This is a genomic window from Streptomyces avermitilis MA-4680 = NBRC 14893, assembly GCF_000009765.2.
Classification (GTDB): Bacteria; Actinomycetota; Actinomycetes; order Streptomycetales; family Streptomycetaceae; genus Streptomyces; species Streptomyces avermitilis.
In genome coordinates, this window is the sequence record NC_003155.5 from 441,516 (window position 1) to 454,731 (window position 13,216).

A 13,216-nucleotide genomic window follows, 5' to 3' on the forward strand; every position below is an offset into this window, starting at 1 on the left:
CCCCGCCATTAACATCAAATGCATGTCAAGCACGGCTAGGATTACCCGCATGCAATTGGATTTGAATTTGCTCGCCGCGCTCGACGCGCTGCTGGAGGAGGGCAGTGTGGCCGGGGCGGCGGCGCGCCTGCACGTCACCGCCCCCGCGATGAGCCGGAGTCTGGGCCGCATCCGGCGCACGACCGGGGATCAGATCCTGGTGCGCACCGGCCGCACGATGACCCCGACGCCGTATGCGATCGCCGTCCGGGAACAGGTGCACGAGCTGCTGCACCAGGTCCAGGGGGTGCTGGCACCAAGCCGTGAACTCGATCTGGCAACGTTGGAGCGCACTTTCACACTCCGCTGGCACGATTCCCTGGTCGCCTTGAGCGGCCCCGCACTGCTCGCGGCCGTGCGCGGACAGGCGCCGGGCGTGCGATTGCGCTTCGTCGCGGAATCGAGCATCGACACCCCCGAGTTGCGGCGCGGCGAGGTCGACCTCGAGGCGAACGCCAACCGCCCGAGCGCACCGGACATCCGTGCCGAGAACGTGGGCGAGACCCGCCTCGTCATCATCGTGAGGCAGGGGCACCCCCTCACCCGCGTCAAAACCGTCACCGCACAGCGGTACGCCGCCGCCGACCACGTCACCGTCTCGCGACGTGGAAACCTCAGCAATGCCCTCGACGACTCCCTCGCGCGGCTCGGCCTCACTCGCCGCGTGGTGGCGACCGCGCCCACGGAAGCGGCCGCGCTGGAGTTCGCGCGCGGCTCCGATCTCCTGATCAGCGTCCCCGAAGCCACCACGCGGTCAGCGGTCGCCGACCTCGGCCTGGTCGTGCTCCCCCTCCCCCTCGAACTGCCGTCGGCGCCGATATACCTGTCGTGGCATCAGCGCTACGACACCGACCACGCCCACACCTGGCTGCGCGGGCTGGCGCGAACCGCGCTGGCCATGGGCGGAGCGTCGTAGTCGGCGCCGTCCGGCCCCTTCACCCATACGCCACGCGACCACCTTGATGCCGCACGGCCGGCCGCCGTGCGGACCCGCATCAGATCACCCGCCCCGGCGGGGGGACACGACCAACCTGAACGCGGTCGCGAAGCCCGAGCTTGCCAAGAATCCAGGACCCGAACGTCTTGGGGGTCTCCTGGCTGCCTCCACCCCAATGCTGCTGGCCCGCTCCCGCCACGCCTCCGTCCGCTCCCTGGAGAGGTACGCACGCCCCAGCGTCGGAGTGGTCGCTCAGCACGTCGCCGAACGCGGCGGCGATCTGCTTGACCGTCAGCAGCGCCTTGTCCCTGCGGGTGCTGGCCGTGGGGGGCGGCCAGACCGACGCCTGCGGCCCACGATCGCGGATCTGTGGGGGGTGTCGGCGTGACCCTCGGAGATCTGGGCGAGCAGCTGGCCCTGGTCCTGGTCAAGCGCCGCTGCATACACCACCTCAGGGCGTGGCCGACGCGCGACGGCCAAAGGCCTGCACGCGGGAGGTGGCCACCCGTTCGTGCGCACCAGAGACCTACCGTGTGCCTTCCCCACAGTCGGTGGGAGAGGCACTTAGATTCCAGAGTATGACTACAGAGCCGCAGCGCTTCACGATCTTGCTGGTTCCCGAACACGTCGAGGACGGAGACGGCGTCTCCACGGAAGACTCGGCGGTGCGATCGGCAGTCGTCGAAGCGACCGGCGAGACGGGTGCGACGGGTTACCCCCGCTACGCGGGGGACGGGATCGTGGCCGACATCGACCCCCGCACACGCACGGTCGAGGCGGTGCTGGTCGATGGTGCAGAGCTGGACTACGGGCTCAACGCCACGGTCGCTTCCTGACCGCCCAGGTTCGCCCGAAACTGCCGTGAGACGAGGGCCGTTGCCTGTTGCTCCGGGCGCTTCTCGGACCGGATCCGAGGAGTCTCCGTTTGCATGCGGCCTGTACGTCAGCGCCGTGCCGACACAGGGTTCAGTGCCGAGACGAGATCGGTGCCGAGCGGCGGCATCGAGTGGCCCCGCTCCCGGAAGACACCGACTGCGCTGTCTGCGCACACGACTGGGCCCGCGCGACCGAAGTGGGTGCCGTCGATCGCGACGACGAGCATTCCGGCCCAGCGGGCCCCGGCCGTGCGGACCGCCGAGGCAGGGCCGCGCAGAAGATCGAACAGAGCGCGCACCGGGCGCACCCCGAGCCGGGTCCGTGCGTCCCACAACGCGGTTCCGCTGATCGTCACAACCAGTATCGAGTCCAGCGCGGCGGTGAGCTTGCGCCAGACGGCGAGATAGCCGCACTCCTCGAACAAGACGGCCGCCAGTAACAGGTAGACCACGACGCGAGCGGGAGTTTCCGCAACCGGCGCTGGGTCGCGCCGCTTTCGGCCAGGACGGCATCGACCATCTCAAAGGGAACGATGCGGGTGAGCTCACCCAGATGCCCAGGCGCGAACAGGCCGCTGGCTACCGTGATTTCACGCGTGATGACACACTGGCACGACAGCGGAGCCTCCGGTTGTGTGAACGGCTTGTCTTGGTCGACCGGTAGTGCCCGGCTAACTGCTGGGGTGGACTCCTCCGTCCAGACACCCCTATGGGGTGGCAGAGACGCGTGACTCACGCCCCGCAGTCCCACACGCTCTCGCCACGGGTGGCGATGTTGTGGGAAGCATCCCGGTCAGTGTGGGCAACGACCCCGCACCCTCGGCAGATGAAAAGCCCCTGGTCGACACGGTTTCGCTTGTCCCTGCGGGAGTTCAACGGCGAACGCGATCACGTCCACCTGCTCGTGCACTACCCGCCCAAGGTCGCCATCTCCCGACTCGTAGGCTCCCTCAAGGGTGTCTCCGCCCGCCGCCTGCGGCAGGAGTTCCCCAACCACATCCGCAAGTACCCGTGGGGTGAGCACTTCTGGTCACCGTCCTATTTCGCCGCCTCGTGCGGGGGCGCCCCGCTCTCCCTCATCAAGGAGTACATCAACAACCAGAAACGTCCCAGCTTAGGTCAACAGCGCAGACCCGTGGACCCGCGCGGGTCAGAGCAGCGTCAAAAAGCGCTTCCTCCCGGGCGTGAACGCTCGGGGTTCCGCGCTAGATCATGCTGAATGACGTCACTGGGTGACGCGCCCGCGCGGCGGACCGCCAGGAGCGCCGCGCCGATGTCCGCCGCCGCTCGGGGATCGGACAGGGAGCGGCCCGCCAGCTCCTCGACGCGGCGCAGCCGGTAGCGGACGGTGTTGGGGTGGACGAAGAGGCTCCGCGCCGCGTCCGTGGCGGAGCCGGCGGCGGCGTACCAGTGCTCCAGGGTCTCCAGGAGACGGGCACGCTCCGCTGCCGGGAGATCGAGCAGGGGCTGGAGGACCACCTCCACGAGGTGCGCCGCCTCGGCCGGGGCGGCGGCGACGACCATGGCCAGCGGGTTGTCGTCGAACCGCGCGACGCCGGGGCCGGTGCCCTGGAGGCCGGCCAGAGCCAGACGGGCGAAGCGCAGAGCCTGGGGGGTGTCCCCCAGCGAGTGAAAGCACGGGCTGACACCGACGCGGGCGCCCGCGCGGCGCAGAATGCTCAGACACGTGCTCTCCGCCGTCGCCGTGGGCAGGGCGGCCAGACCGATCTGTTGGTCGGGCAGCAGCCGCCAGGCGAAGGGGATCTGGGCCTGACGCAGCGCCGCTTCCGTCCCCGCCAACGGCTCCTCGCCGGGAGCGTCGGCCGCCGCAGCGGCGACCACGTACGGTCCGCGGTCGGGCAGACCCAGCTCGCGGGCGGCCTCCCACAGCGTGCGGTCGGCGATGACTCCGGTGAACAGTGCCTCCACCAGCGCCGAGCGGCGCGCCTGACGTCGCGAGGTCAGCTCGGCGGTCGTCTCCCGGTAAGCCGCCGCCACCGCCTCCGCGTAGCGGCCGAACAGGGCCCAGATCTCCGCGGACTGGGACACCAGTTGGGCGTCGGTGACCTCGGGGCGGTTGCGTGCCTCGGCGAGGATGTCCGTCCACAGGAACTCGAAGCCGATCCGGTACGCGTGCAGCGTGTCCGCCAGCGGCACGCCCTGCTCGGCGCGGAGGCGACCGGTCTCCCGGGCCGGGCTCGGGTCCTGCGCGCCCGCGCGGCCGAGCTGGTACAGGAGCAGGTCCGCGTTGGCGGTGCACGAGCGGCGCAGCGAGTCGAAGGGGATCAGCGACGCGTCCTTGTAGGCATCGACGTCCGAGCGGATGCGCTGCGCCATCCGCTCGCCCAGTTCCGGCAGCCTCGCCTGAAGTGCCGAGACCACACCTGAGAGGTCCATTCCCGCAGCGTAACGCCCCTGTTTTGTCCTGGGGAACAATCAGGGAGGGCAGACGCTGTCATGCACCCCATAGGCCCTCGCCACGGACATCTGCACGATGTCGTCAACGTGAACAGCGGATTTCGACGGCGACGTTCGTGGAGGCGGTCATGGCCAATCTGGCGGAGTTCCTGGTGGAGACGGCACGGCGGCAGCCGGAACGCCCCGCGCTGCGACTGGGGGGCCAGGTCACCAGCTACGCGGAGCTCGACCAACGCAGCGCCCGCGCCGCCGCGCTGCTGCGGGCCGAGGGCGTACGACCGGGAGACCGGGTCGCTCTGATGCTGCCCAACGTTCCCGAGTTCGTCGTCCTGTACTACGGCGTGCTGCGTGCCGGAGCGGTCGTCGTGCCGATGAATCCGCTGCTGAAGACCCGGGAGACCGAATACCACCTGCGCGACTCGGGCGCGCAGATGCTCTTCGAGTGGCACCAGGCGCCGGGCGAGGGCGCGCAGGGCGCAGCCGCCGCCGGAGTGCGGCACATGGCCGTCGAGCCTGCCGCCTTCGCGGGCCTGCTGGCCGGCCACGCGCCGCTGCCGGAGGTGAGCGAGCCGGACAGCGAGGACGTGGCCGTGCTGCTGTACACCTCCGGCACCACCGGCCGTCCCAAGGGCGCCATGCTCACCCACACCGGGCTGCGACACAACACCGAGGTCAACGCGGTCGATGTGCAGCGGATGACGGCGGAGGACGTGGTCGTGGGCTGTCTGCCGCTGTTCCACATCTTCGGCCAGATCTGCGCGATGAGCGTGACCGTCCGCGCCGGTGCCTCGCTCACCCTGATCCCCCGGTTCGACCCGCAGACCGTGCTGGACGCCATCGCCCGCGACCGGGCGACGATCTTCGAGGGCGTACCGACCATGTACGCGGCGCTGCTCCAGCACCCGTCGGAGGCCGACGTGTCCACGCTGCGGATGTGTATCTCCGGCGGAGCCTCGCTGCCGGTGGAGATCCTGCACGGCTTCGAGCGTCGCTTCGGCTGCGTGGTGCTGGAGGGCTTCGGCATGTCCGAGACCAGTCCGGTGGTCACCTTCAACCACCCCGACCGGCCGCGCAAGGCCGGGTCCATCGGCACCCCGATCAAGGACGTACAGGTACGGCTCCTCGACGAAAAGGGCCAGGACGTGACTCCCGGCGAGATCGGCGAACTGGCCGTCCGCGGGCCGAACGTGATGAAGGGGTACTGGAACCGCCCGGAGGAGACGGCAGCCACCATCCCGGACGGCTGGCTGCGCAGCGGCGACCTCGCACACCGGGACGAGGACGGCTACCTGTACATCGTCGACCGCAAGAAGGACATGATCATCCGCGGCGGCTACAACGTCTACCCGCGCGAGATCGAGGAAGTGCTCCACGAACACCCGGCCGTCGCGCTGGCCGCGGTGGTGGGCCTGGCCGACGCGCATCTTGGCGAGGAGATAGCGGCCGCGGTGGTGCTGCGCCCGAAGGCGCAGGCCACGCCCGACGAGCTCCGGCAGTTCGTCAAGGAGCGGGTGGCGGCGTACAAATACCCGCGCGAGGTGTGGCTCGTGGACACGCTGCCGACCGGCCCCAGTGGCAAGATTCTCAAAAGGGAGATCAGCGCGCCGACGGGGTGAGGTCAATGTGGTTGAGTCAGCCGGGTGACGAGTAGCAACGCCGACGCGTTCCCGGGTTCTCGAGGGCGCCCCGGCCGACGGCGGCACTAGGCAGGGCAGATCGGTTACGCCTGTTCCGGTACCAACGCCCTCCCCTGACCCGTGTCCGGCACTTCTCCGAACGCAAGCGGGCCGAGAAGAAACAGCACAAGCAGGCCGTGCTCGCCCTGGCTCGACGACGGGCCCGCCGCCGTCATGGCGACGCTGGCCGCGAGCGGAGCGGCGCTGGTGGGCCTGCCGCCTCTGGTGTGAGGGAGAACCGGTCTCTTCCCAGAGGAACCGGCCTCTCTGCCGCGTCATCCGATCGCTCGTACCGCCGACTCGGTCAGAGCGGTCTCGGTGGCCGTTGCGCCACGTCGTGCGTTTCCCGGAGTGCTCGCCCGGGACGGCTCCGATGACCTCGGTCGCCTCGGCCTCGATGAGCTCCTGCAGGATGCGCTCGCACAGCAGCCTGATCGTCTCAACTCCACCGGTGCGTAGTGACTGCAGCAGCCGCATCAGGTCAGACTGGGACAAGGCCATTGCGTGCTCCTCCGGTCGAACTTCCCGTTCACCACGGAGACTTGCGCGATGGCCGGCCCTTGTTCAGGGAGCAGACAGCGACAGCGGGTGCACGCCCCGGGCAGACACCCGCGCGCTCACGACCCTCGACCGGCTGCACCACTCGGCGGGACGCCATTCATGCCGTGGGTTCGGACTCGCGGCCCTCACGCTCACGGACCTTCCCGCGCAGCCGGTCGTGGAACTCTGCGATCAGCCCGTGCTCGCGCCAGCGGCGGAAAAAGGCGTAAACCCGGCCGCAGTCGGGGAAGTCCGCGGGCATCGCCCGCCACGAGATCCCGCCCGCGACCAGATAGCGGATCGCGTCCAACAGCTGCCGGTGACAGTAGCCCTCGGGCCGGCCGCCCCGGCCCCGCAGTCAGGCCGGCACCGGCAGCAACGGCCGGATGGCTGCCCACTCCGCGTCCGACATGTCCGACGGATACCGGCGCACCCGATCGGGATGATCGGCCGCGTTGCCGTACACGTGCGCGAGACAATCGCACGACACAGCGGGCGAGTTGAAGTCAACGGGCTCGGGCGCGTACAACAACGACAACAGGGCCTCCGGGAACCGCTCGGAATGGGATCGCGCCCCCGAGCTACCAGGGAGCCCTGCCTTCATGCGCGTACCGCCAGAAGATCACCCGACCAGGAACTCCGTTCGACCCACACGTTCCTAGATCGGTTGAGATACGGCTTCTGACACCCAAGAGCTTGAAGCGGCCCCGGCTTCCCGTCTCGCATCGCTCCCGCCGATGATGATGGGGCGGCGATCTCCTTCACTCCTCGCCACGAGTCACACCACCTCAGGTCGTTGACTGACCGTGACAGTGTTCCTCTGACGGCATCGAGTCCCATTCGGTATGGGCGCCGTCGCGCGGCACCATGAACAACGGACGAGACCGCAGGACCTGCCCGACGCGTTGCCCGCGCATGACGACCCCGGGATCGTCCGGTCCTGCGTATCCCTCTGGCGTGTAGCGAAAGTGTCCGTCCACCGCCTCGGCATGGGCGATTTCCTCGCTTTCCAGTTCCCGTAGCTCCCTTCCGACCAGCGAGATTCCGTCGTGCTCGACCTGGGGACCGTGGACGGCGTCGGCAGCGATGCAGAACAATCCCGCAGCCTGGCTCACGTATGCCGTAACGGCGGGTGGAACAGGGGCCGCCCCACGATGGACCTCGATCTTCCACGTCGGCGAGAAGATCGCGTGGTCCCGTGGGCAATCGCCCACCCTTGTCCGGCCGAGAACCTGAGCCGCCTCGACCACTTCATCGACAGTCATGCCGAACCGGAGCGGTCCGACGCCCACCTTGGGTGCGTAGGACCACTCAACCCTGTCGGCGACTCCGGAATCGGCTTCGGCCTTGAACGTCATAGTCGCTCCATGGAGACACCTGTGATCTTGCCGCCCCCATCATGTCAATCGCTGACCAACAGCCCAGTGCCGCGCGGTAGGGGTGAGTCGCAGGCGAGCAGGAGTCCTTCGAGGAGGGGCAGTTCGATGCAACCGCAGATCACGAGCTGCTGCAGCAGTCCGAGCGTGATGCCCTCATACCGCAGGGCCCACTCGGCCAAGCCCGCCCAGCTGCAGCCCAGGCCGCTTCAGAAGGCAGGAGGCTCGACGACAGGGGCGGCCGACACCGTGCCCGCCGGTAGTTTGCCGTGGGCCTCCCACAGCCGGGCCGTCGGGATGTCCACCGGATAGCCCTCGATGAGCACCGCCGACTTGCTGGTCACCGACCCGGATGCCTCGGTGAAGCCGCTCATCCAGTTCAGGTCCGCGTCCTCGAGCATCAGGTGGTCCCGCCTCGACATGGCCTTGACATACCAGTCCGACAGCATGTGCCCGGCCTGGACGATCTGCCGGTCGGGATCGGAGAGCGCGTAGCGGCCACGCATCGGCCGGCCCGAGCGGGCGATGAAGGAGCCCTTCTGCCACTGCCCGTCCGCGTCGAGGAGGAAGTCGAGCAGTGACTCCTTTCCCGAGGCCCGTTGGGCCAGCAGTCGTCTGCGCATGGCCTCCATGAACGCCGACTTCGAGGAGTAGTGCGGCAGCACGCTGGCCTTCAGCGTCACCGGAAGGGTTTCCTCTGCGGAGGACACTGCGGACGGCAGGCTCTGCTTTCGCAGGGTGCTCCAGGCGCCCATCTCCTGGCCCACCTCTTCGGCGGTCATCGGCGTCGGGCACTCGCCCCACATCCGCAGGAACGCGTTGGTCTCCCGCTCGCTGAGCCCCAGCGTCCGGGCCTGCGCCCGGACGGCGTCCAGGTCGGCGATGGCGCGCAGATAGGAGTTCTTCAGGGTCGCGAGGTCCTTGGCCATCTCCGGCGCGGCGAACCGTGCCGCGTCGAGGCCCAGTGTGCTCGCCGTCTGTCCTGGGGCCGAGGGTTGTTCGGCCGCCGCCGATGAGGGTGCGCCGGGTTGTGCTGTGGGTTCGGCCACCGTCGCTGAGGGGGCGCCGGGCTGTGCCTTCTGTTCGGCCGACGGCCCCGCGAAGTCCCCGGCCAGCACGACGTCGGCCCCCTGGGTGGTCGGCACATCCTGCAAGCTCGACCGTGCGCCCGGCACGCCCAGTTCGACAACCGGGGCAGTGCCTCCCGTCCCCGCCATCCTCAGCGCCCGTACCTGCGACAGTCCCAGGGACAAGCCCAGCGCGAGAGGCCGCACACGCGCCGCTATACCGCGGCCGATGTTGCCCGCCCTCGTCCGCACTCCGTGACCGAACTCGAAGGCACGCCGCTCCGCGCCGGCTCCGAGGCCGGCGCGTTCGTGCAAGAGGGAACCGATCGCCGCGGATCTCGCCGCCGTGGTGAAGGCGTGCTCCGCGTCGCCGGTGCGCAGGTATTCGACGCCGCCCTCCGCGGCCGCGGGCAGACCCACGCCCACCAGGCGCCGCATCGCGGGGGAACTCAGCCCTTGGCTGTACCCCCCGGCGAAACCGCCCAGCGCTCCCAGTCCCAGGTTCGGCAGTACGCCGCGCAAGGCGGCCTCCGCACGGGTCATCCCCTCGGGCGGCGCATTGAGTGCGGCCCCGGTCAGGCCGCCGACGACGTTGCCGCCGCCCTGCGCCACGGCGCTGCGCACCATCGTCTGTGCCCGCGACATCCGCACCGCGTGAAGCCCGAGGTTGCGAGCGAAGCCCGTGGCCGCGCCGGCACCGGCGCCGGTCTGGAGGCCCTCGATCCCGACCCGTTGGCCTTCTTCAAGTCCGGCCCGCAGCACCTGTCGTGCCGATCCGCCGGAGACCGCTTCCCCGCCCGCACCGCCCACAAAGCCGAGTCCGGCGCCGCCCGCGCCGACCATGCCCGCCGTGCCCGCCGTGGTGAGCGCGGTCGCCGTCAGGCCGGTCGCGCCCATGCCCGCCACCGCCGAGGCGGCGAGGGGTGCCGCGATGATCGCTCCGGCCGCCAGGGCGACGGTGTAGGAAAGATTGCGTACGGTCGTCAGCGCGTCGGCGATGTCACCGGCCGCCGCCTCGGCCTTGCCCACACCGGCGTTGACAACGGCTCGCGCCTGTTCCGCCTGCGCCGTCGCGGCGAGCACTGCCTCGCCCATCGCCACCAGGGCTCCCTGCCGACGGGCCTTGTCGAAGTCGCGCAGGGCCGCCACGGCCTCCAGCCACGGGTCCCGCACCCGGTCCTGGACCTCGTAGGGCTCCTCGCCGCCTACCACGCTGCCGGCGAAGCCGACGTACGGCTGCTCCTCGTAGTTCAGGTGCAGGTGGTGCCGCATGCGCTCGTCGGTGGCCGCGTTCATGGTGCGGATCCCCCGGGCGGCGTCGGCGAGCGCGGCTACCGTCTGCTCGCGCACCTGGTCGGCCAACTCCTGCGGGAACAGGAGCATTTCGTCACGGTGGATGACGTACGCCATGCCGGGCTGCTCGACGGAGGGACGGATACCCTCGATGGTCCTGAGGTTGTCGACGAGACCCGAGCTCTGCTCGGCCACCGGTGTGAAGGCCTCCGTCAGGCGGGCCTGGCGGCGCTCGCCGCTCGCCCTGGCCAGGTCGGCGGCGAGGTGCGGCGCGAGTTCCTTGAGTTCCTGCCGCAGCAGGGCCCGGTCCTGCCGGGAGAGGTCGGGGCGCTGCAGCCAGGCGGTGATGCGGTCGACCTCGGTACGGGCCTCCACGGCGTCGGCCGGCACTGTGCTGGTGCGTTCGGCGAGGACGCGGGGCATGGGGACCTGTTGCGGGAGCTCCTCCGCCGCGGGGGCGGCTCCCCGTGGGCGCCGGCCGCGGCGCGTGCGGTCGGGAGCTGCCATCGCGCGGTTCTTGCGGGCGAGTTCGGCCTCGATCGCAGCCTTCGCCGCGAGCATGGTGTCGTCTTCCGGGGTACTGGTGGTCTGCCGGTCGAGCCACTCGTTCACCGCGTTCAGCTCGTCCAGGAGCTGGGTCATGCCGTAATTGCGCACGTCCGCAGTGGAGTTGAGCCAGCCCTCGGCAGCCGCCGCCACATGCGGGCCGACCGCCACCGGCGGCTCGGCCCGCTCGGGGCGCTCCGCGGCGCGCGCGGCCTGCTCCTCCGCGGCGGCTCGCAGCTCTGTCGGGGCCGTTCCGGCAGCCCCGCCACGCCTTGTCATGGTCTGCTGGGCCGCGTGCATGAGCTCGTGCCGCAGAAGCCGGTCGGGGGCGCCCTCTCCCGGGCCGGTGGCCACCGCGATGTCAGGGCCGAGGGTGAACCCGGCCACACCTGCGGCACGTGCGGCCGTACGCACCGCCGGGCCGGTGTGCAGCCGGACGTGGCCCAGGGACAGATCGGTGGCGCGTTCGATCAACGTACGCGCGGCAGTTGGAACCTCCTGGCCGCGGCCCGACAGGGCCCGTTGAGCAACAGGTTCGGTCAATGCCCGGTGGCCCGCCGCCGAGAACGTCTGTGCGCCCACCCGCCCTCCCCACAGCCCGTCCTGCGCTGGTCGGCGAAGTGGTTCCGCCGGGCTCAGCATCGGGGCTTCGTGTCATACGGCCGTCACCCGGGCGTCAACGCCCGGGCTGGGACCGCGACTTGAAACGCTCTCGTATGCACCCCCACGGCTCTGGCTGACCTGTGCGCGCCGACGGCCTCTTCACCGGTTCCGCATCTACGCCGACGCACCCAGCACCGACAAGGCCGCACCCGGCGCGGTGCGGCAGTTCGGCGTTGACACCGCGGTGACGGGCCAGTGACTGGCGCCCACCACGATGCGAGCCACCGCACGGCGGTCCCATGCCGTCGGGTTGAGGAGGCCGAGGGCGCCATGACGACGCAATTCTCCTATCCCGGTGTGTACATCGAGGAGATCGAGAGCCCGGTGCGGCCCATCGCCGGTGCGGAGACCTCAGTGACGGCGTTCGTGGGCCCAGCGTTGTTCGGGCCCACGTCGCCGACGACCGTGGAGAGCTGGGCCGACTTCGAGAAGGAGTTCGGGGGGCTGTGGCAGGGCAGCGAACTGAGCTACGCGGTCTACCAGTTCTTCCTCAACGGCGGCAGCAAGGCGATCGTGGTCCGCGTCGGCGAGGGGGTCGAATACGCGGGGGTCGACCTCAAGAACGGTGTCAAGCTCAAGGCGAAGGCGCCGGGCGCCGCAGGCAAGAAGCTCAAGGCGACCGTGACGCTCGACGCCAACGACAACAAGCGCTACACGCTCCTCATCTCCGACGGGACCACCTCGGAGTCGTACGACGTGACGATCGACCCGGCCCTGCGCAACCGCTGGCTGGACCGGCAGCTCGCCACCTCGCAGCTCGTGGAACGCGACACCGAGACCTTCGACAAGCGGCCCGACGCCGTCACGGACGAGTCGTTCACCGGCGGCAAGGACGCCACCTTCACGCCCGCACATGTGCTGGGTGACGCCACCAAGCTGCCGCACACCGGCCTCGCGGCACTGGCCGACGTCGAGATCTTCAACCTCCTGGTGATCCCGGCCCAGTTGGCCAAACCGTCAGGCACGGACGACCGCGACACCAAGTGGGCGCCCGTCGTCGACGCCGCCGTTCGGCTGTGCGAGGAGCAGCGGGCGATGCTGCTGCTGGATCCACCGTTCGGCTGGGACTCACCGGAAACCGCGGTGACCGGAGCCCGGGCCGGGATGCCGGTCGGCGGGCTCGCCGGGCGCAACGCGGCCGTGTTCTTCCCGAAAGTAGTGATCTCGGACCCGCTCAGCGGTGGAAACCTCGAGGTCGGCCCGGCCGGCACGGTCGCCGGGGTGATCGCCCGCACCGACACCCGGCGCGGAGTGTGGAAGGCACCGGCCGGGACCGACGACGGCGGCCTGCTGGGTGTGCGCTCGCTGGCCTTCCGGCTGTCCGACCAGCAGAACGGCACCCTCAACAAGCTGGGCGTGAACTGCCTGCGCACCGTCCCGGTCTACGGGAACGTGCTGTGGGGCTCGCGCACCTGCCGCGGCGGCGACGCCGTGAGCGACCCCTGGAAGTACATCCCGGTCAGGCGGGTCGCCCTGCACATCGAGGAGTCGCTGTTCATCGGCACCAAGTGGGTGGTGTTCGAGCCCAACGACGAACCCCTGTGGTCCTCGATCCGGCTCAACATCGGCGCGTTCATGAACCGGCTCTTCCGGCAGGGCGCCTTCCAGGGGCCGACCGCGAAGGGCGCGTACTTCGTGCGCTGCGACGCCTCCAACAACCCGCAGGACGACATCAACGACGGCATCGTCACCATCGACGTGGGCTTCCAGCCGCTATCGCCCGCCGAGTTCGTCCACATCCGTATCCAGCAGAAGCGCGACGACGCGACGGCCCAGGGGAGCTGAG

At 70.0% G+C, this 13,216-nt stretch carries 8 protein-coding genes and 3 pseudogenes; 5 read left to right on the plus strand and 6 right to left on the minus strand.

The annotated features are described in order from the left end of the window. Positions 1–49: 49 nt before the first annotated feature. Positions 50–955 carry a LysR family transcriptional regulator gene (locus SAVERM_RS02365; protein WP_010981809.1) on the plus strand — a complete coding sequence of 302 codons (906 nt, stop codon included), beginning with the start codon at positions 50–52 and terminating at the stop codon, positions 953–955. 599 nt (positions 956–1,554) lie between these two features. After that, positions 1,555–1,812, plus strand: a complete 258-nt coding sequence (locus SAVERM_RS02370) for a hypothetical protein (RefSeq protein ID WP_037651911.1) — start codon at positions 1,555–1,557, stop codon at positions 1,810–1,812. A gap of 107 nt (positions 1,813–1,919) precedes the next feature. Here the strand turns inward: SAVERM_RS02370 and SAVERM_RS02375 are convergent. Continuing rightward, positions 1,920–2,371: pseudogene (locus SAVERM_RS02375) on the minus strand (transposase domain-containing protein). 330 nt (positions 2,372–2,701) lie between these two features. On the opposite strand from SAVERM_RS02375, the pseudogene tnpA reads away from it, so the two are divergent. After that, positions 2,702–2,965: pseudogene (gene tnpA, locus SAVERM_RS39340) on the plus strand (IS200/IS605 family transposase); the annotation flags it as partial. A gap of 47 nt (positions 2,966–3,012) precedes the next feature. On the opposite strand, the gene SAVERM_RS02380 reads toward tnpA, so the two are convergent. Continuing rightward, the gene (locus SAVERM_RS02380) at positions 3,013–4,248 is read right to left on the minus strand and encodes a PucR family transcriptional regulator (RefSeq protein WP_202497287.1); all 1,236 of its coding nucleotides are present in this window, start codon (positions 4,246–4,248) and stop codon (positions 3,013–3,015) included. A gap of 149 nt (positions 4,249–4,397) precedes the next feature. Here SAVERM_RS02380 and SAVERM_RS02385 point away from each other — a divergent pair, with 149 nt between their 5' ends. Next, entirely contained in the window at positions 4,398–5,885 is a 1,488-nt protein-coding gene (locus SAVERM_RS02385) for a long-chain-fatty-acid--CoA ligase (RefSeq protein ID WP_010981813.1), read from the plus strand. 369 nt (positions 5,886–6,254) lie between these two features. Here SAVERM_RS02385 and SAVERM_RS44225 read toward each other — a convergent pair. From SAVERM_RS44225 to SAVERM_RS02400, 4 genes and pseudogenes are all read right to left on the minus strand, one after another. After that, a pseudogene (locus SAVERM_RS44225) lies at positions 6,255–6,446 on the minus strand (transposase); the annotation flags it as partial. Between the two features lie 157 nt (positions 6,447–6,603). Continuing rightward, positions 6,604–6,843, minus strand: coding sequence for a transposase (locus tag SAVERM_RS44230; protein WP_371861204.1), 240 nt, complete (start codon positions 6,841–6,843; stop codon positions 6,604–6,606). A 430-nt stretch (positions 6,844–7,273) separates the two neighbouring features. Then, a complete protein-coding gene (locus tag SAVERM_RS02395) occupies positions 7,274–7,843 on the minus strand; it encodes a hypothetical protein (protein WP_037651904.1) in 570 nt (189 codons plus the stop codon). Positions 7,844–8,070: 227 nt separating this feature from the next. After that, a complete protein-coding gene (locus SAVERM_RS02400) occupies positions 8,071–11,349 on the minus strand; it encodes a polymorphic toxin type 5 domain-containing protein (RefSeq protein ID WP_159029042.1) in 3,279 nt (1,092 codons plus the stop codon). Between the two features lie 351 nt (positions 11,350–11,700). On the opposite strand from SAVERM_RS02400, the gene SAVERM_RS02405 reads away from it, so the two are divergent. Further along, a complete protein-coding gene (locus SAVERM_RS02405) occupies positions 11,701–13,215 on the plus strand; it encodes a phage tail sheath family protein (RefSeq protein WP_010981817.1) in 1,515 nt (504 codons plus the stop codon). Position 13,216: the final 1 nt, after the last annotated feature.